At 69.7% G+C, this 17,835-nt stretch carries 17 protein-coding genes; 10 read left to right on the plus strand and 7 right to left on the minus strand.

The window, feature by feature from the left end; translation table 11 throughout:
* The first annotated feature begins 34 nt into the window (after positions 1 to 34).
* On the plus strand, positions 35 to 586 hold the full coding sequence (locus LWW96_RS13085) for a nucleotidyltransferase family protein (RefSeq protein ID WP_291487654.1): 552 nt from the start codon (positions 35 to 37) through the stop codon (positions 584 to 586).
* Positions 587 to 640: 54 nt separating this feature from the next.
* Here LWW96_RS13085 and ygiD read toward each other — a convergent pair whose 3' ends face one another.
* The gene (ygiD, locus tag LWW96_RS13090) at positions 641 to 1,504 is read right to left on the minus strand and encodes a 4,5-DOPA dioxygenase extradiol (protein WP_291487655.1); all 864 of its coding nucleotides are present in this window, start codon (positions 1,502 to 1,504) and stop codon (positions 641 to 643) included.
* Between the two features lie 171 nt (positions 1,505 to 1,675).
* Between ygiD and LWW96_RS13095 the strand changes: the two genes are divergently transcribed.
* The 3 genes from LWW96_RS13095 to LWW96_RS13105 all read left to right on the plus strand — a co-directional run bounded on the left by LWW96_RS13095 (position 1,676) and on the right by LWW96_RS13105 (position 3,953).
* Positions 1,676 to 2,566, plus strand: a complete 891-nt coding sequence (locus tag LWW96_RS13095) for a CoA transferase (RefSeq protein WP_291487657.1) — start codon at positions 1,676 to 1,678, stop codon at positions 2,564 to 2,566.
* Positions 2,567 to 2,581: 15 nt separating this feature from the next.
* Positions 2,582 to 3,286, plus strand: a complete 705-nt coding sequence (locus LWW96_RS13100; RefSeq protein WP_291487659.1) for a cold shock and DUF1294 domain-containing protein — start codon at positions 2,582 to 2,584, stop codon at positions 3,284 to 3,286.
* 166 nt (positions 3,287 to 3,452) lie between these two features.
* On the plus strand, positions 3,453 to 3,953 hold the full coding sequence (locus tag LWW96_RS13105; protein ID WP_291487661.1) for a hypothetical protein: 501 nt from the start codon (positions 3,453 to 3,455) through the stop codon (positions 3,951 to 3,953).
* Positions 3,954 to 4,025: 72 nt separating this feature from the next.
* On the opposite strand, the gene LWW96_RS13110 is transcribed toward LWW96_RS13105, so the two are convergent.
* On the minus strand, positions 4,026 to 6,503 hold the full coding sequence (locus LWW96_RS13110) for a YgiQ family radical SAM protein (protein WP_291487663.1): 2,478 nt from the start codon (positions 6,501 to 6,503) through the stop codon (positions 4,026 to 4,028).
* 193 nt (positions 6,504 to 6,696) lie between these two features.
* Between LWW96_RS13110 and LWW96_RS13115 the strand changes: the two genes are divergently transcribed.
* Positions 6,697 to 7,674 carry a bifunctional helix-turn-helix transcriptional regulator/GNAT family N-acetyltransferase gene (locus LWW96_RS13115; protein WP_291487665.1) on the plus strand — a complete coding sequence of 326 codons (978 nt, stop codon included), beginning with the start codon at positions 6,697 to 6,699 and terminating at the stop codon, positions 7,672 to 7,674.
* A gap of 57 nt (positions 7,675 to 7,731) precedes the next feature.
* On the opposite strand, the gene LWW96_RS13120 is transcribed toward LWW96_RS13115, so the two are convergent.
* Positions 7,732 to 7,935 (minus strand): hypothetical protein, encoded by a 204-nt coding sequence (locus LWW96_RS13120; protein WP_291487667.1) that lies wholly within the window; start codon positions 7,933 to 7,935, stop codon positions 7,732 to 7,734.
* Between the two features lie 199 nt (positions 7,936 to 8,134).
* Between LWW96_RS13120 and LWW96_RS13125 the strand changes: the two genes are divergently transcribed.
* The 3 genes from LWW96_RS13125 to LWW96_RS13135 all read left to right on the plus strand — a co-directional run bounded on the left by LWW96_RS13125 (position 8,135) and on the right by LWW96_RS13135 (position 10,679).
* Positions 8,135 to 8,731: a YigZ family protein gene (locus LWW96_RS13125; RefSeq protein WP_291487669.1), complete on the plus strand. Its 597-nt coding sequence runs from the start codon at positions 8,135 to 8,137 to the stop codon at positions 8,729 to 8,731.
* Positions 8,732 to 8,932: 201 nt separating this feature from the next.
* Entirely contained in the window at positions 8,933 to 10,354 is a 1,422-nt protein-coding gene (locus LWW96_RS13130) for a dihydrolipoyl dehydrogenase (RefSeq protein WP_291487671.1), read from the plus strand.
* A gap of 106 nt (positions 10,355 to 10,460) precedes the next feature.
* Positions 10,461 to 10,679 carry a YjfB family protein gene (locus LWW96_RS13135; protein WP_291487673.1) on the plus strand — a complete coding sequence of 73 codons (219 nt, stop codon included), beginning with the start codon at positions 10,461 to 10,463 and terminating at the stop codon, positions 10,677 to 10,679.
* A 33-nt stretch (positions 10,680 to 10,712) separates the two neighbouring features.
* On the opposite strand, the gene LWW96_RS13140 is transcribed toward LWW96_RS13135, so the two are convergent.
* The 4 genes from LWW96_RS13140 to LWW96_RS13155 all read right to left on the minus strand — a co-directional run bounded on the left by LWW96_RS13140 (position 10,713) and on the right by LWW96_RS13155 (position 15,906).
* A complete protein-coding gene (locus LWW96_RS13140; protein ID WP_291487675.1) occupies positions 10,713 to 11,858 on the minus strand; it encodes an FAD-dependent oxidoreductase in 1,146 nt (381 codons plus the stop codon).
* Between the two features lie 16 nt (positions 11,859 to 11,874).
* Positions 11,875 to 13,431, minus strand: coding sequence for an amidase family protein (locus tag LWW96_RS13145; RefSeq protein ID WP_291487677.1), 1,557 nt, complete (start codon positions 13,429 to 13,431; stop codon positions 11,875 to 11,877).
* 31 nt (positions 13,432 to 13,462) lie between these two features.
* Positions 13,463 to 14,446, minus strand: coding sequence for a tripartite tricarboxylate transporter substrate binding protein (locus LWW96_RS13150; protein ID WP_291487679.1), 984 nt, complete (start codon positions 14,444 to 14,446; stop codon positions 13,463 to 13,465).
* A gap of 89 nt (positions 14,447 to 14,535) precedes the next feature.
* On the minus strand, positions 14,536 to 15,906 hold the full coding sequence (locus LWW96_RS13155; protein ID WP_291487681.1) for a D-serine ammonia-lyase: 1,371 nt from the start codon (positions 15,904 to 15,906) through the stop codon (positions 14,536 to 14,538).
* Positions 15,907 to 16,000: 94 nt separating this feature from the next.
* On the opposite strand from LWW96_RS13155, the gene LWW96_RS13160 reads away from it, so the two are divergent.
* A complete protein-coding gene (locus LWW96_RS13160; protein ID WP_291487683.1) occupies positions 16,001 to 16,969 on the plus strand; it encodes a LysR substrate-binding domain-containing protein in 969 nt (322 codons plus the stop codon).
* 160 nt (positions 16,970 to 17,129) lie between these two features.
* On the plus strand, positions 17,130 to 17,835 hold a 706-nt coding region (locus tag LWW96_RS13165), incomplete at its 3' end, for a type IIL restriction-modification enzyme MmeI (protein WP_366118057.1).

Here is a 17,835-nt window from a genome sequence, read left to right on the forward strand (position 1 = left end):
CGATGAAAGCGAAGCGGCGCTTGAGCGCCGCTTTGTGAGCGAAACGCTCCAGAACCCGCACAACGCGGCCCTTCTGGAGCGTTTGCCGCTTCTGGGCCTGCCGGACGCCTGGCTGGTGGCGGGCTGCCTGTTCCAGACGGTGTGGAACCTGCGCTCGGGCCAGGCGCCCACGGCGCACATCAAGGACTATGACCTGTTCTACTTCGACGCGGCGGACCTGTCCGCCGAGGCCGAGCAGCAGGTGCAGGCCCGCGCCGCTGCGCTTTTTGCCGACCTGCCCATCACGGTGGAAGCCAAGAACCAGGCGCGCGTGCACCTGTGGTACGAAGAATGGTTCGGCTACCCCTACACCGCCCTGCAATCGGCGCGCGATGGCATCGGGCGGTTTCTGGTGCCGGGCACCTGCGTGGGCTTGCAGCCCGGCTCAGCGGGACATGCGCCCCGGCTGTACGCCCCCTACGGGCTGCAGGAGTTGTACGCCGGCATCCTGCGTCCCAACCCGGCGTGCCCGCACCTGCCGCTGTTCGAGGCCAAGGCCCGCAGCTACCGCGAGCGTTGGGGCTGGCTCACGCTGCAATCAGCATGATTTTGGCCTGCAGCGCTTATGTACAAAGCGCAAGCAGCTATTATTTTTATAGCATCACCCCCACAACACCGAACGCATCGAGATCGACGCCGACTGGAACCCGGTGTTGAAAAAGCGCGGCATTTCCGACGGTTGCACCGCGCCCGCCGCGTACAGCAGCGGCAGGTAGTGCTCGTGCGTGGGGTGCGCCTGCCGCGCCACCGCGCCCAGCTGCAGAAAGTCCTGCAGGGCGTCGAGCTGGCCCTTCTTGATCTGATCCTGCACGGTGGTGTCGAACTCGGCGGCCCAGTCATAGGCCTCATTGGCCGCCGAGCCCCGGCGCGACGCGCGCAGGTTGTGCACCACATTGCCACTGCCCACGATCAGCACCCCGCGCTCGCGCAAGGCCCCGAGCTGCCGGCCCAGGGCGTAGTGCTCTGCCGGGGCGCGGCCGTAGTCCATGCTCAGCTGCACCACCGGAATTTGCGCTTGCGGAAACATGGGCTTGAGCACCGACCAGGTGCCGTGGTCCAGCCCCCATTCGCCGTCGTCCACGCCCAGGGCGCCCCCCGTGGCGGGCGACTTCAGCTCAGCCGCCAGGCTGCGCGCCACCTGCGGCGCGCCGGGCGCGGGGTACTGCTGGTCGAACAGCGCCTGCGGGAACCCGCCAAAGTCGTGGATGGTCTTGGGGTGGGCCATGCCGGTGAGCTGCCAGCCGCCACGCGTGAGCCAGTGGGCGGACACGCACAGGATCAGTTGCGGCTGCGCGGCGCGCGCCAGCAACTCCGCGCCCACGGATTGCCAGCTGCGCCGCCAGGCGTTGTCCTCGATGGCGTTCATGGGGCTGCCGTGCCCCACGAACAGCACGGGCATGCGGGGCGACGGCTTGAGCGCCTGCAGCGCAGCCGCCGTGGCGGCGCTGCAAAGGGATGGGTTCATGAAAGCTCCCGGAAAGACGGCCAGGCCCGCGAGGGCGGCCAAAGAAGTTCTGCGTTGCATGGATCAGGGAGCGTAACAAGTTATGTATAACGCGAGAGTGAGCCCGGCCACCGCTTGAAGTTCCTGCCGCGCCCGCACCACACAACCATCCCCCGAGACAACGCCCCACCCATGACCACCGCCCTGCCCCAGCCCTTGCGCAATGTGCGCGTCCTGAGCCTCGCGCTCAACCTGCCCGGCCCGGCCGCCCTGATGCGCTGCGCCCGCATGGGCGCCCTGTGCACCAAGCTGGAACCGCCGCCCGCGCCCGGTCATGCGAGCGCCGACCCCATGGGCATCTACAGCCCGGCCGCCTACGCCACGCTGCACCAGGGCGTGCGCGTGGTGCACGCCCACCTCAAGACGCCCGAAGGCCAGGCCACGCTCCACGGCGAGCTGGCGGGCACCGATGTGCTCATTACCTCCTTTCGCCCCTCGGCGCTGGCCAAGCTGGGCCTGTCGTGGGAGGCGCTGCAGGCGAAGTACCCGCGCCTGTCCCTGGTGCGCATCGTGGGCGCAGCGGCCGAGCGGGCCGAGGAGCCCGGCCACGACCTCACCTACCTGGCCGACGCCGGCCTGGTGACCGGCACCGAGATGCCGCCTACGCTGTACGCCGACATGGGCGGCGCGCTGATGGCCAGCGAGGCGGTGCTGCAAGCCCTGCTGGAGCGCGCCCATACCGGCCGCGGCGTGTGCATGGAAGTGGCCCTGGCCGATGCCGCCGCCTGGCTGGCCCAGCCGCGCACCTGGGGGCTGACCACCCCCGATGGCGATGTGGGCGGCCACCACGCGGGCTACCGCATCTACCCCTGCGCCGACGGCCGCGTGGCCGTGGCCGCGCTGGAACCCCACTTTGCCGCCCGCCTGTGCAACGCCGCCGGCCTGCCACCAACGGGCGACCCCGAGGTGCTGCGCGCCGCGGCCACCCACGCGGCTGTGGCCGCCTTCCTGCGCACGCAGACCCGCGCCCAGCTGGACGCACTGGCGGTGGCGCAAGACATCCCCCTGCACACACTGGCCTGAGGTCCGCCCGCGCCCATGCAGAAACAAGGCACCATCACCCGCTGGGACGCCACCCGCGCTTTTGGCTTCATCCGCAGCCCGGACACCACTGCCGACGTGTTCTTTCATGTGCGGGACTACCGGGGTGCTGGCGCGCCCCGCGAGGGCCTGGCCGTGGTGTACGAAGAGATCCACGTGGGCGGCAAGGGCCCACGCGCCATGGCGGTGCAGCCCGTGGCGCGCGCGGCGGCGCCGGAGCAGTCCCGCCCCGCCACCGCGCCGCCTACCCGGCGTGCGTCAGCGGCGGCAAAGCCGCCTGCGGACCGGGCGCAGGGACTCCGCCGCCCGCGCCGGCCGTCTTCTTCTTCCAGCAGCGAACCGCCCGCCGCAGCCGGGGCGGCGCTGATCCACCTGCTCATGCTGGGCTGGGCGGCCCTGCTGGCGTGGGGCGTGTACGGCGGGCGGCTGCCCCTGTGGGTGCTCGGTGCAGCGGCCGGCGTCAACCTGCTCACCGTCCTGGTCTACGCCATCGACAAGAACGCCGCACAAGCCGGCCAGCGGCGCACCCGCGAAAGCCATCTGCACCTGCTGAGCCTGGCCGGCGGCTGGCCGGGTGCGTGGTTTGCCCAGCAGTGGCTGCGGCACAAGTCCCGCAAGCAACCGTTCCGCGCGGTGTACTGGGCCACCGTCGGCCTGCACTGCGCCGCCGTGGCCGCAGGGGCGGGCGGGTGGCGGGTGTAGGGCATCCGCCCGCGGCCCGCGCAGTTTCCCGAAGGGGCGCCGGCGCATTCGACCTTTGCGGGGGCGCGCGGGGCGCCTGACCCCCAAATTGTCTGCCGGCCTACACCGGCCGACGAGCGCGCCGGTTTCAATCCAGAGGTCTGAAACACCTCGGGAGATGCCCGTCATGAAACCCCTCGTTCTCGATTCGACCATGACCAACATGGGCGGCGTCTTCTATCCCACTGGCCATGTGTTCGCGCTGTTCCCCGACGAGGACTGCGTGCGCCAGGCAGCCAACGCACTGCAAACGGCAGGCTACCAGGGCGACACCGCTTATGCCAGCCCTGAAGTGATCCTGCAGGAGATCGTGCGCACCCTGGGCACCGCCGACGCGCCCATGCCGTCCGTGGGCGCCGAAGGCGATATGGTGCGCCGCATTGCCGACCTGGCGGGCAAGGGCTACCACGGCCTGCTGATTTCCATGGACGGTAAGGACGCGCCCGAACGCCTGGTGGCCGCCATCCAGCCCCAGGGCGCCGTGACGGCGTTTTACTACCGCACCTTCATCATCGAAGACCTGATCCCCCAACAGCCGCAGGACAGCTCGCCCCAGTCGGTCGTCGTGGGTACGCATGCTGCCGAGGGAGATATGCACCCCACGGTGAACAGCGATCAACCGCGCTGATGCAGGGCTTCGGCCGGCAAGGGCCGATCGCGCCCCTGCCCGGCCGGAATTGCCCCGTGACGCTTCCCGCAGTTACTGCTGCGGCTTGCGCTTGAAGGAAGGCTTGGCCGCGCCGGTGGCTCGGGGGGGAAGCCCCGTGTGCTGGGTCAGCATGCGCCCCGGCTTGGGCGGGCTGGCACGGAAGCGCACATCCTCCTTCGGCTCCTGCGTTTCCTGGGTGCGTGGGCGCAGCGCCACGGCCTTGCCATCCTTGTTGATGGCGTAGCCCAGGCCGGCGCCGCCCTTGCCAGAGGTGCTGTTCTTCTTGCGCGCACTCTGGTAGCCGCCGTCCGTCATCGGCTGGAAGGTCGGGATCAGGTGTTGCTTGCCGTTGCCTATCAAATCCGCGCGGCCCATGGCTTTGAGCGCCTCGCGCAGCAGGGGCCAGTTGTTGGGGTCGTGGTAGCGCAGGAAGGCCTTGTGCAGGCGGCGGCGCTTTTCGCCGCGCACGATGTCCACGGACTCTTCGGCCTCGTCGCGCATCTGGCGGCGCACCTTGGTGAGCGTGTTGCGGCCCGAGTGGTACATGGCCGTGGCCGTGGCCATGGGGCTGGGGTAGAAGGTCTGCACCTGGTCGGCACGGAAGCCGTTTTTCTTGAGCCAGAGGGCGAGGTTCATCATGTCCTCGTCGCTCGTGCCCGGGTGCGCGGCAATGAAGTACGGGATGAGGAACTGCTTCTTGCCCGCCTCTTCGCTGAACTTCTCGAACATCTGCTTGAAGCGGTCATAGCTGCCGATGCCCGGCTTCATCATCTTGGTGAGCGGGCCCTGCTCGGTGTGCTCGGGCGCGATCTTGAGGTAGCCGCCCACGTGGTGCTGCACCAGCTCCTTCACGTATTCAGGGCTTTTCACCGCCAGGTCGTAGCGCAGGCCCGATCCGATGAGGATCTTTTTTATGCCCTTGAGCGCGCGGCCGCGGCGGTAGATCTTGATGAGCGGGCCGTGGTCGGTGTGCAGGTTCTGGCAGATGCCGGGGTACACGCAGCTGGGCTTGCGGCAGGCGGCCTCGATCTCGGGGCTGCGGCAGCCCAGGCGGTACATGTTGGCCGTGGGGCCGCCCAGGTCGCTGATGGTGCCGGTGAAGCCCTTGACCTTGTCGCGGATGTCCTCGATCTCCTGGATGATCGAATCCTCCGACCGGCTCTGGATGATGCGGCCCTCGTGCTCGGTGATGGAGCAGAAGGTGCAGCCGCCAAAACAGCCCCGCATGATGTTGATGGAGAAGCGGATCATCTCCCACGCCGGGATCTTGGTCGCGCCGTCGTGGCTGCCGTTCTCGTCGGCGTAGCTGGGGTGGGGGCCGCGCGCGTAGGGCAGATCGAACACATGGTCCATCTCGGCCGTGGTGAGCGGGATGGGCGGCGGGTTGATCCACACGTCGCGCGCCGTGGCGCCCTCGCCGTGGGCCTGCACCAGCGCGCGGGCGTTGCCGGGGTTGGTCTCCAGGTGCAGCACGCGGTTGGCGTGGGCGTACAGCACGGGGTCGCTTTTGACCTGCTCGTAGCTGGGCAGGCGGATCACGGTCTTGTCGCGCGGGGGCGCCTTCAGCTTGGCCTTGAGCGCCGGGTTCGCAACGAACTGGATGGGCTGGATCGCAGGATTGGGGTCATTTTGGCCTCCAGCGCCCGTCCCACAAGCGCTGACAGCTCCTGAATCAATAGCACCGCCACCCTCTTCCTTGCTGCAGCTGGCGCCCTGCGCGGCCGCCTGCTCGCTGGTGGTCATGTAGGGGTTGATGTGCGGCTCCACGCGGCCGGGCTCATCCACCGTGGTGGAGTCGATCTCGAACCAGCCCTTGCCGCTTTCGTCATCGGGCCGGCGCACGAAGGCCGTGCCGCGCACATCGGTGATCTGCTCTACCGGCACGCGCGCGGCGATGCGGTGGGCCACCTCCACCAAGGCGCGCTCGGCGTTGCCATACAGCAGCAGGTCGCACTTGCTGTCCACCACGATGGAGCGGCGCACCTTGTCGCTCCAGTAGTCGTAGTGGGCGATGCGGCGCAGGCTGCCTTCGATGCCGCCCAGGATGATGGGCACGTCCTTGTACGCCTCGCGGCAGCGCTGGCTGTAGACGATGGCGGCGCGGTCGGGGCGCTTGCCGCCCACGTCGCCCGGGGTGTAGGCATCGTCGCTGCGGATCTTCCGGTCGGCGGTGTACCGGTTGATCATCGAATCCATGTTGCCCGCCGTCACGCCCCAGAACAGGTTGGGCTTGCCCAGCACCTTGAAGGGCTCGGCGCTCTGCCAGTCCGGCTGGGCGATGATGCCCACGCGAAAGCCCTGGGCCTCCAGCGTGCGGCCGATCACAGCCATGCCGAAGCTCGGGTGGTCCACGTAGGCGTCGCCCGTCACCAGGATGATGTCGCAGCTGTCCCAGCCCAGCTTGTCCATCTCGGCGCGGCTCATCGGCAGGAACGGGGCCGTGCCAAAGCGCTTGGCCCAGTACGGACGGTAGCTGGTCAAGGGCTTTGCGGCGCGCGCAAAAAAGGAGACGTCGACGGGGGCGTTCATGCTGGTGCGGAGGGCGCGGCCGGCCCCGGGGCGGGCGGGGGCTTTCTGGGGCGCGGCAGTGGTGGGTAACCCGCAATTTTAGGCGGGCACAGCTTTTTTGTCGCCCCGGGGCGGCTTGCCCCTGCCCAGGACAGGTTTGATGCCAACGGCCATATACTTGCCATAGTCAACTAATTACATGACGCAGACATCTATGCAGCCCACACACCCATCCGCCCTCTCCGCCGCGCTGGCGCAGAACACCGCCATTCCCGCGGACGCCGTCAAGGCGGTCCGGCAGTTCAACCGTTTCTTCACCCGGCGCATCGGCGTGCTGGACCCGTACCTGGGCAGCCAGCTGTCGCTGACCGAGGTGCGGGTGCTGTACGAGCTGGCGCACCGCGAGGCCCCCGTCGCCAGCGAACTGGCGCGCGAACTGGGGCTGGACGGCGGGTATCTCAGCCGCATCCTGCGCCGGTTTGAGACGGCGGGCTGGCTCACCCGCCGTGCCAGCCCGCGCGACGCGCGGCAAAGCGTGCTGGCGCTCACCGAGGCCGGGCGTACGACGTTCGAGCCGCTGCAGCAGCGTTCGCGCGACGAGGCCGCAGCGCTGCTGGCCCCGCTGGCCCCCCACCGGCGCCAGGAGGTGGTCGGCGCCATGCAGCGTATCCAGGCGCTGCTGGAGCCGCAGGCGCATGCCGCCCCGCGCTCCCCGGTGGCCGTGCTGCGCGAGCCCGTGCCCGGCGATATCGGATGGGTGGTGCAGCAGCACGGCGAGATCTACTGGCGCGAGTACGGCTGGGACAGCCGCTTCGAGGCGCTGGTTGCCGACATTGCCGCGCAGTTTGTCCGCCGGTTCCAGCCGGGCTGGGAGCGCTGCTGGATCGCAGAGCTGGAGGGCGAACGCGTGGGCGCCGTGTTCGTGGTGCGCAAGTCGGCCACGGTGGCGCAGCTGCGCATGCTCATCCTCGCGCCCAAGGCGCGCGGACTGGGCCTGGGCGCCCGGCTGGCGGACGAGTGCATCGCCTTTGCGCGCGGCAAGGGCTACAAGAAAATGGTGTTGTGGACCAACAGCTGCCTGACGGCGGCCCGCGGCATCTATGCCAAGCGCGGCTTCCGCCTGGTCAAGTCGGAGCCGTACGAGGGTTTTGGCCAGCAGCTCGTGGGCGAGCACTGGGAGCTCAAGCTTTAAGGATCCTCCGCACGAGGGGTCGCGCCGTGTGCCTCTGCAGGCTCGGACCCGGCCGCACTACCACTCCCCGGTCTCACGCACCCGCTGGGCCAGGTCGGGCACGGATTCGTCGACCTCGGCAGCCGCCTCCACCTCGGCCAGCACCGCGACCGCGGCGCTTTCGCCGACCCCGGCAGCCGCGGGGCGGGACAGGAACCGGCCCCACACACGGCGGGTAAGCGTTTGCCCCAAGGGCAGGGCGGCAAAGGGCAAGGCAAGCATGGCGGCTCCTGGATGAGGGTGTTGCTTTGAAAACCGTAGCAAACTTTAAGCGCCACCCGGCGTGCAGGCGTGTAGGAAGGCACGCCATTGCCGCGTGTGACGCGAGGCACACCGCAGCGTGCACGGCGGCAGGGCCGGCCCGCATCCCGTGGCCTCGCGCGCGAAGGCCGGGCCAGCGGTGCCCTAAACTGTTCGCCCCATGCCCTACACCCTGGCCGCCCCGGCCCACAGCGAACTCATCATCAAGAAAAGCCGCTTCATTGGCTGCGTGCAGCCCATGGCCGACCGGGCCAGCGCGCAGGCGGTGGTCGACGCCCTGTGGCAACAGCACCCCGGCGCCGCGCACATCTGCTGGGCCCTGCTGGCGGGCGGGCAGTCCGCCGCGGTGGACGACGGCGAGCCCGGCGGGACTGCGGGCCGCCCCATGCTGGACGTGTTGCGCCACCAGGACCTGGAAGGCGTGCTGGCCACGGTGGTGCGCTACTTTGGCGGGGTGAAGCTGGGTGCCGGCGGCCTGGTGCGCGCCTATACCGATACCGTGGCCCAGGCACTCCTGCCGGTGCAGAAAGTGCCCTTGCAGCGGATGAAGACGCTGGCCTGCGAAGTGCCCTACGCCCTGGAAGGCCTGCTGCGGCGCGAGCTCGCGGCAGCGGGGGCCGAACTGCTGCAGGTGGAACACGGCTCGCAAGTGAGCATGGAACTGCGGCTGGTGGAAGCACAGGCGGCGGCCTTCGTGCAGCGCGTCAACGATGCCGGCCAGGGCCGCGTGGGGTGGCGCACGGCGCAGGCCGACTGACGCGCCCGCCAGGGCCGCCCCGCCACCCGGGCCGCTCCACCGCAGCCACCTGCCACGGCCTTGGCTGCCGACCAGTGCCCAAAAAGGGCTGTGCGCCTACAGCCCGGGGGGGCGTCCCACACGACACTAGTCCCCTGAACCGGACAAACCGGCGGACTGGAACCCCATGGCCCTGGAGACAAGCCCCCTGGAGACAAGCCCATGAGTGCGCCCACATTGGACACTCTGATCATCGGCGCCGGCACCGCCGGCCTGGCAGCGCTGCGCGAGGTGCGCAAGCGCTCGGCCCGCTTCCTCCTCGTGAACGAGGGGCCCTGGGGCACGACCTGCGCCCGCGTGGGCTGCATGCCCTCCAAGGCCTTGATCGAGGCGGCCAACGCGCTGCACCGCCGCCACCAACTGCAGGACCTGGGGCTGCGGGGAGGAGATGCCCTGGAGGCCGACATCCCTGCCGTGCTGCAACGCATCCGCGACCTGCGCGACGACTTCGTGGCCGGCGCCCTGCGCGCCACGGACGCGCTGCCAAGCCACCAGCGGGTTGCAGGCCGTGCCACCCTGCTCGGCCCGAACGCGGTCGACATTGACGGCACCGTGCACGCCACCCGCAGCATCATCGTGGCCACCGGTTCGCGCCCCAAGGTGCCGGAGGAATGGCTGGCCTTTGGGGACCGCATTCTGACCACCGACACCCTGTTCGAGCAGCCTACGCTGGGGCCGCGCGTCGCCGTCATCGGCATGGGGCCGCTCGGCGTGGAAATCTCGCAGGCGCTGGCACGGCTGGGGCTGGAGGTGGCGGCATTCACCACGGCCCCGGAACTGGCGGGTCTGAGCGACACGCAGGTGAATGGCGCGCTGGTCGCGGCGCTCAAGAAAGAGATGGTGCTGCACACAGGCGCCGCGGCCGAACTGCGCGAAGTGGCGGGCGGCATCGAGGTGCGCAGCGGCCCCAACCGCGTGGTGGTGGACCAAGTGGTGGCCGCCCTGGGGCGGGTTCCCAACACCGAGGGCCTGGGGCTGGAAACGCTGGGCCTGCCGCTGGACGCGCACGGGTTGCCCGAGGTCAACCCGCAAACCCTTCAGATCGGCGATCTGCCCGTGTTCCTGGCGGGGGACGCCAACGCGCAGACACCGCTGCTGCACGAGGCCGCTGATGAAGGCCACATTGCCGGCATGAATGCCCTGGCCGGCTCGCCGGGCGCGTTCCGGCGGCGCACGCCGCTGTCCATCGTGTTCTCCGACCCCCAGGTCGCCCAGGTGGGCAAACGCCTTGCCGAACTGGAGCCTGGCCGCACCGTCACGGGCACGGTGGATTTCAAGGACCAGGGCCGCGCCCGTGCTGCGCTGCACCACCATGGCCGCCTGCACCTGGCGGCCGATGCATCGACCGCCCGGCTGCTGGGCGCGGAAATGTGCGCCCCGCACGGCGAACACCTGGCCCACCTGCTGGCGCTGGCCATCCAGCAGGGGCTGACGGTGCACGACCTGCTGGGCATGCCGTTCTACCACCCCACCTACGAGGAAGGCCTGCGCACGGCGCTGCGCGATGCCGCCCGGCAGCTGCCGTCGGCGCCCGAATCGGACCTGGCCAGCTGCGCCAGCATTGGCGTGGCGGCACTGGAGTAGCCCCGTGCGGCCGCCGCTGCCCCCCCGCGCACTTCCGCAGGCCGCACACCGCGCTCAAGCCGCCCGGGAATCTGCCGATAACAGGGCATTGCCCCCAGGAACCGCCATGGACATCGCCCTCACCAACAGCATTGTGAATACCGCCACGGCACTGGCCAGCGCCAAGACTTCGGATGCCGTGCAAATGACCGTGCTGAAAAAAGCCCTGGACACCCAGGCGGCTTCTGCTGCCACCCTGCTGGATGCCCTGCCGCAATCCGCGCCGCAGCAGCCCGCGCTGGCCACGTCCGGCCCGCTGGGCACCCAGGTCAACACCTTCGCTTGAGCCTTTCGCTTCGCTTGAGCCTTTCGGGGGCGTTCAGCGCAGCCGCGCGGGCGACAATCCCTCCACCTCCACGCCCTCGCGCGCCAGTTCCGGCGCCAGCGGTTCGCCGCGCAGCAACTGGCGGGCTAGCAACGATGCCCCGGCGGCACTCTGAATGCCATACCCGCCCTGCCCCGCCAGCCAGAAGAACCCGGGTACGTGGTTGTCCCAGCCGATCACCATGTCCCCGTCGCGCACGAACGAGCGCAGCCCCGCCCAGGTGTGCGAGGGGCGGCGAATCTGGAACGTCGTCATTTCCTCAATGTGGTAGATGCCCGTGGCCACATCCAGCTCCTCGGGCACCACGTCGTGCGGGTGCGTGGGGTCGGCGTTGGCCGGCGAGCCCAGCAGCTGGCCTGCGTCGGGCTTGAAGTAGAAGCTCTCGTCAATGCCGATCACGGCGGGCCAGTGGGTGGCGTCCATGCCCTCGGGCACGGGGAAGGTAAACGCCGTGCGCCGGCGCGGCTCCAGCCCGATGGGGGGCACACCGGCCAGGCCTGCCACGACATCGGCCCAGGCACCGGCGGCGTTGACAAGGGTGGCAGCGGCCAGCACCCGGCCGTCGGCCAGCGCCACCTGCCACGTGCCGCCCTCGCGCTGCACGGCCGTGACCTCGGCGTTCGTCAGCACCTGGCCCCCGCGCTGGCGCAGGCCGCGCAGGTAGCCCTGGTGCAGGGCGTTCACATCGATGTCGGCGGCCTCGGGCTCGCCCATGCCGGCGGCCACGGCCTCGGGCTTCAGGCAGGGCAGCATGGCCAGCAGCTCGGCTTGCTCCACCCAGCGCACGTTGGGTGAGGCGGCACGCGCTTCGTCATACGTCTGCTTGAGCAGCTCCAGCTGGTCCGGCCGGGCCACATAGACCACGCCCCGCGGCGAGAGGATGGGGTCGGCGCCAAACTCGGGCGGCGGCGCATCGTAAAACGCGCGGCTGGCGCGGGTGAGCGCCTGGATGTTGGGCGTGCCATAGGTCGCCATGTACAGCGCGGCCGAGCGGCCGGTGGTGTGGTAGCCGGGCTGCGATTCGCGCTCCAGCAGCAGCACGCTGGCGCCCTGCCCTGCGGCGCCGGACTGCACCAACTGCCAGGCGACGGAGGCTCCGGCAATGCCGGCGCCGATCACGAGATAGTCCACGGTTTGCATCGTCTGCCCCTTCCGTTCAGACCGCCGAGACCTGCGCGGCCGAGGCCGCACGGTCGTCGCGCGGCAAGCTGCGTGCGTCGCGGGGGTCGGGTGCCACAGTCACGATGGAGGTCAGCGCAGGCTCGGCACGGGTCTGCATCAGTTTGGCGATGTCCGGCCGGGGTCGCGCCAGGCCCGCAATGCCCTTGAAAGCCTGCTCCAGCGCATGCCCCACGCCCAGCGTGTGCCGGTCGGCCCGGAAGCGCCCCACGATCTGCAGGCCAAACGGCATGCCCGCAGCGTCCACCCCGCAGGGCAGGCTCAGCGCCGGGTGGGTGGTGAGTGTGGTCACATAGGTCAGCGCCAGCCAGCGGTAGTAGTTGGCCTGCGGCTCGCCGTTGACGTGGCTGGCGAACAGCTGCGTCCACGGGAACGGTGAGACCGGCGTGGTGGGCGCGAGGATCACGTCGTAGTCCTGAAACAGCTTCTGGAAGCGCGCCAGGATGCGCGTCTGCTCGGCCTGCGCCCAGGCGCTGTCCAGCAGCGTCATGGCGGCGCCCATCTCGTAGTTGGCGCGGGTGTTGGGGCCCAGGCTGGCGGGGTCGCGCTCGTAGGCGTCGCGCGTGCTGGCCACGAAGGCCTCGGCGCGCAACACGTCAAAGCAGCGGTGCACGTCGCCCAGGTCGATGTCGATGGCGTCGCAGCGCGCAAACAGGTGCTTCATGGCCTGCACCTTCTGGCGGAACACGGCGCGGATGCCGTCGTCCACCGCGCAGGCGCCGAAGTCTTCGGTGATGGCGACGCGCAAGCGGCTCAAATCCACCGGCTCGGGCAGCAGAAAGCCCATCGGGTCCAGCGGGTAGCTGAGCGGGTCGCCGGGCGACATGCCGGCCGATGCAGCCAGCTGCAGGCAGGCCTCCTCCACCGTGCGGCCCATGGGGCCGACCACCGAAATCGGCGTCCACCCCAGCAGCTTGCGCGAGCTGGGCACCACGCCGGGCGACGGCCGGAAGCCCACCACGCCGCACTTGGCCGCCGGGATGCGCAGCGAGCCACCCGTGTCCGAGCCCGTACACACCGGCAGCATGTCGCACGCCAACGCAGCGGCCGAGCCGCCCGACGAGCCCCCGGCATTCAGGTGGGGGTTGAACGGATTGCCCGTGGCGCCCCACACGGTGTTGCGTGAATTGGCGCCCGCGCCCATCTCGGGGATGTTGGTCTTGCCCGTGACGATGGCGCCGGCGGCCCGCAGGCGCGCCACCAGCACGTTGTCTTCGGCCGGAATGTGCTCGCGGTAGATCTGCGAGCCATACGTGGTCAGCAGCCCGGCCGTGGCCTCCAGGTCCTTCACCCCCATGGGCAGGCCGTGCAGCAGGCCCAGCGGCTCGCCGCGCAGCACCGCCTGCTCGGCCGCCTTGGCCTCGGCGCGGGCGCGGTCGTAGCAGGTGGCGGTGATGGCGTTCACGTGCGGGTTCACCGCCTCGATGCGCGCGATGCAGGCCTCCAGCAGCTCGACGGGTGACACCTCGCGGGTGCCAATGCGGTGGCGCAGCTCGTTGGCGGTCAGCTCGACCAGGGTGCTTGGGTGGGTCATGTCGGGGTTGTCTCCTGGTACGGCGCTGCCATCAATCTGCGGTGATGCTGGCGCGCTGCGCAATGGCGCGCATCAGCGGCAGTTCCTTGTCGATCAGCTCGGCCAGCGCCTTGGACGAAGCATAGGCGGGCTCGAAGCCGACGGCGATCATTTTGTCGCGGGTGGCGGGGTCGGACACCACCTGGGCCAGCGTCAGCTCCAGGCGCGACTTGACGGCCGGCGGCAGGCCGCGCGGCGCCACCATGGCCAGCCAGGTGTCCATCTCCAGGCCGGGGTAGCCGCTTTCCACCAGCGTGGGCACCTTGGGCAGCAAGGTGGAGCGCTTGGCCGACGTGACGGCGATGGCCTTGATCTTGCCGTCCTTGAGCTGCGGGATGGCGGCCGACACCGTGTCCACTGTGAACGGAATCTGCCCGCCCAGCAGGTCGGTCATGGCGGGCGCGCTGCCCTTGTAGGGCACGTGCTGGATCTTGAGGCCCGCGGCATGGAAGAACATCTCACCCGCGAACTGCGAGGTGGTGCCCGCGCCGAACGAGCCATACGAATACTTGTCGGGCGCGGCCTTCACCAGCGCCACGAACTGCTTCACATCGCTGGCGGGCACATCCTTGTTGGCCAGCAAGATCAGGCCGGTGCGCCCGGTGATGCCGATGGGCTCGAAGCTCTTGACCGGGTCATAGGGCAGCTTGGGGCGCACGGCAGGGTTCACGGTGAAGGTGGTGCCCGAGCTCATGAACAGGGTGTAGCCGTCGGGCGCCGCCTTGGCTGCATAGCTGGCGCCCACGGTGGTGCCGGCGCCGGCGCGGTTGTCGATGACCACGGGCTGCCCCAGCAGGTCGCCCATCTTCTTGCCGATCAGGCGTCCCAGCACGTCGGTGGCGCCGCCGGGCGGGAACGGGATCACCAGCGTGATGGGCTTGGAGGGAAACGCCGCCTCCTGCGCCATGGCGGGGCCCCACGCAGCGGCCCCCAGGGCACAGAGGACGGCGGACAAAAGCAGCTTCTTGCGGTTCATGGCGGGGCTCCCAACAGAGGTAAAAAAGAGGACGAGGAAATCAAGAAAACAAGGCCGGGCCGCCGCTGGCGGCCGGCAGCCAGCCCTTGTCAGGCCGGGCCGGCGGCGATCACCGCCCGCCCGCGCTGCACAAAGCCCTGGTACTGCGCATCGGGCACCAGCAAGCCGCCCGTGGTCCACACCAGGTGCGTGGCCTGGTGCAGCACGGCATCCACGCCGCTGCGGTGCAGCCAGGCCTGGCCGGCGGTGGTGCCGGTGAGCAATGCCGGGCCGGAAAACCCCGCGGCGGCCGAGGGCTCGATGCGTTCGCCCAGCGTGTCCAGCACCTGCACCAGCTGTGCAAACAAGGTGTCGTCGGCCACGGTGAACACGCCCGACAGCAGCGGCCGCATCAGCTCGGCCGCCAGCAGCGAGGCGCGCGGCACGGCCAGGCCGTCCGCCTCGGTGCGGTTGGTCAGGCCCCAGTCGTACACCGACGGGTGCGCGCCCGGCCCTTGCGTCGAATCCGCCAGCATCTGCACCAGGAAGCACGGCGACTGCACGGGCTCGGCAAAAAAACAATGCACATGCGGCCCCAGCAGCTGCCGCAGGCCGAAGGTGATGCCCGCCGGCGCGCCACCCACGCCGCAGGGCAGGTACACGAGGAGCGGGTGCTCGGCATCTACCGCAATGCCCTGCTCTTGCAACTGCCGCTGCAGGTGCAGGGCGGCAGCGCTGTAGCCCAGCAGCAGCGAGAACGATTGCTCGTCGTCCACGAAGTGGCATTGCGGATCGGCTGCCGCCTCGGCGCGGCCGGCGGCCACGGCGCGTTCGTAGTCGCCCGCGTGTTCCACCACCTGCACGCCGCGCTGGCGCAGGCGGTCTTTCTTCCATTCCTTGGCGTCGGCCGACATGTGCACCGTGGCCTGGAAGCCCAGGGCCGAAGCCACCACGCCAATGCTCAGCCCCAGGTTGCCGGTGGAGCCCACCGCCACTTGGTAGCGGCCCAGCACCGCACGGGCCTCTGGCGTGTTCAGCGCGCGGTAGTCGCCCCCGGGCTGCACCAGCCTGTGCCGCAGCGCGCACTGCTCGGCAAACTCCAGCACCTCGTGCATGCCGCCCCGCGCCTTGATGGAGCCCGCCACGGGCAGGCGGTGGTCGGCCTTGATGAACAGCCGCCCCTGGCTGGTGGGGTCCAGGCCCAGCGCAGGCTGCAGCGCGGCGGCAGGGAGCAGGGGCGACTCCACCACGCCTTCGCTGGCGGCCAACTCCGGAAACACTTCCGCCAGCAGGCCGGCAAAGCGGGCCAGCCGGGCCGCCGCCGCCTTCGTATCATCCAGACTAATGGTGGTGCCGCGGGCCTGCAGTGCCAGCCCGTGCTGGGCTTGCCGCGCGGGGTTGGTCCACAGCGCGGGCTGGGCGTTGCGCAGACGGCTGGCCAGCAGGGCGTCGGCGGCTTCAGGGGTCTCGGCGGGCGTCATGGCAAGTTCACACAAAAAGTTGCTGGGCCGCATTCTTGGCCGGCCCCGCGCGTGCCACAAACCATTTATATTGAACGAGTCATTAGTATGAGTAATGGATATTCGCCTGTCTCCCTCCCTGTTGGCCTGGCTGCGCAGCTTTGATGCAGCGGCCCGCCACGGCAGCTTCACCAAGGCAGCGGCCGAGCTGTGCATCACCCAGGGCGCTGTGAGCCAGCAGGTCAAGCAACTGGAAGACTGGCTGCGCCGCCCGCTGTTCCTGCGCACGCCGCGCGCCCTGGTGCCAACGCCCGAGGGCAAATGGCTGGCCGTGGTGCTGCGCGAGAGCTTTGACGCCATCGAAAGCACCCTGGCCCAGATGCGCCAGCCGCCCGAGGCCGCCACCGCCACGCTGAGCTGCTCGCCCTCGTTCGCCATGAGCTGGCTCACGCCCCGGCTGGGCGACTTCTTCCGCCAGCACCCGGCCGCCGGGCTGCGCGTGTTTGGCGAATTCCACACCCTGGACCGCACCCGCATGGTGCGCGACGGCGTGGAGGCCGCCGTGCGCTTTGACCTGGGCGGCTACCGCGACCTGAGCGCCACCGTGTTCCTGGACGAGTGGCTGGTCCCCGTGGCAAGCCCCGGCTTTCTGGACCGCCACCCGCCCATCACCCGGCCGCAGGACCTGCGCGGCGAATGGCTGCTGCACGACGGCAGCGCCTGGGAGGGCGCCGACACCTACGAGGAATGGCAGCACTGGTTCGCCCAGCGCAACGCCCCGCCGCCGCCTTGGGCGGGCGGCCAGCAGTTCAATCTGTCGCAGCTGGCCCTGGGCGCAGCGCTGGCCGGCCAGGGCATCGCCATGGGCCGCGCCGCGCTGGTGCTGCAGGACGTGAAAGCCGGCCGCCTGGTGCCGCTGCTGGGGCCTTGCGTGCCCTCGCGCGCGGCCTATTCCTTTGTGACCACCACGCACCCCAGCCCGGTGATGCAGCTGGTGCGGGACTGGCTAGCGGACGAAGCGCAGCGGTTTTGCGGCGAGCGGGCGCAGGTGTTGGCAGCGCCGCTGGACGTTGGGGAGGGTTAGATCGGGTTGGCGCAGCCGACGCATGCCGTCCGCCGCCGTGGCTGTCTGGTACGCCTCGCGGGCCGAAACGGCCTCTTGGCCTATGCCAGTGGGCGTTGGCACAGGCAATGCCTCGTTAGACTTCACAGCCCCCCAGACCCAGCCAACACGCACAATACGCATGAGCTCCGCCACCTCCGACATCGCCACCGCAACAACCGCCGCCCAGGCCTTCATCCAGCGCTGGCAACACATCACCGCCAGCGAGTTAGCCACTGCGCAGAGCTTCGTGATGGACTTGTGCGATTTGCTTGGCGTGGCCAAACCGCACCCCACGCCCGAGCAGGACTACATGTTTGAGCGCCCCGTCACCTTTGCCCATGGCGATGGCAGCACGAGCGCCGGACGGATGGACTGCTATCGGCGCGGCCACTTCGTGCTGGAGGCTAAAAAGCTCAAGGTGGGCAGCCATACGAAAGGCTTCGACGACGGCCTGCTGCGTGCTCGCAGCCAGGGCGAAGCCTATGCACGCGCCCTGCCAGGTGCGGAGGGGCGCCCGCCTTTTGTGCTTGTGGTGGATGTGGGCACCGTGATCGAGGTGTATGCCGAATTCAGCAAAACCGGCGGTACCTACACGCCTTATCCCGACCCGCGCAGCCACCGCCTGCAGCTGGCTGACCTCGCCCGGCCCGAAGTGCAAGACCGCCTGCGCCGCATCTGGACAGACCCGGACAGTCTCAACCCGGCTCGAATCAGCGCCCAGGTCACGCGCGACGTGGCCGCGCTGCTGGCGCGCCTCGCAAAATCGCTTGAGCAGTCCAGCAGTCCAGCAGTCCAGCAGTCCAGCAGTCCAGCAGTCCAGCAGTCCAGCAGTCCAGCAGTCCAGA

Origin of the sequence: Acidovorax sp., assembly GCF_021287135.1 — a bacterium.
Classification (GTDB): domain Bacteria; phylum Pseudomonadota; class Gammaproteobacteria; order Burkholderiales; family Burkholderiaceae_C; genus Acidovorax.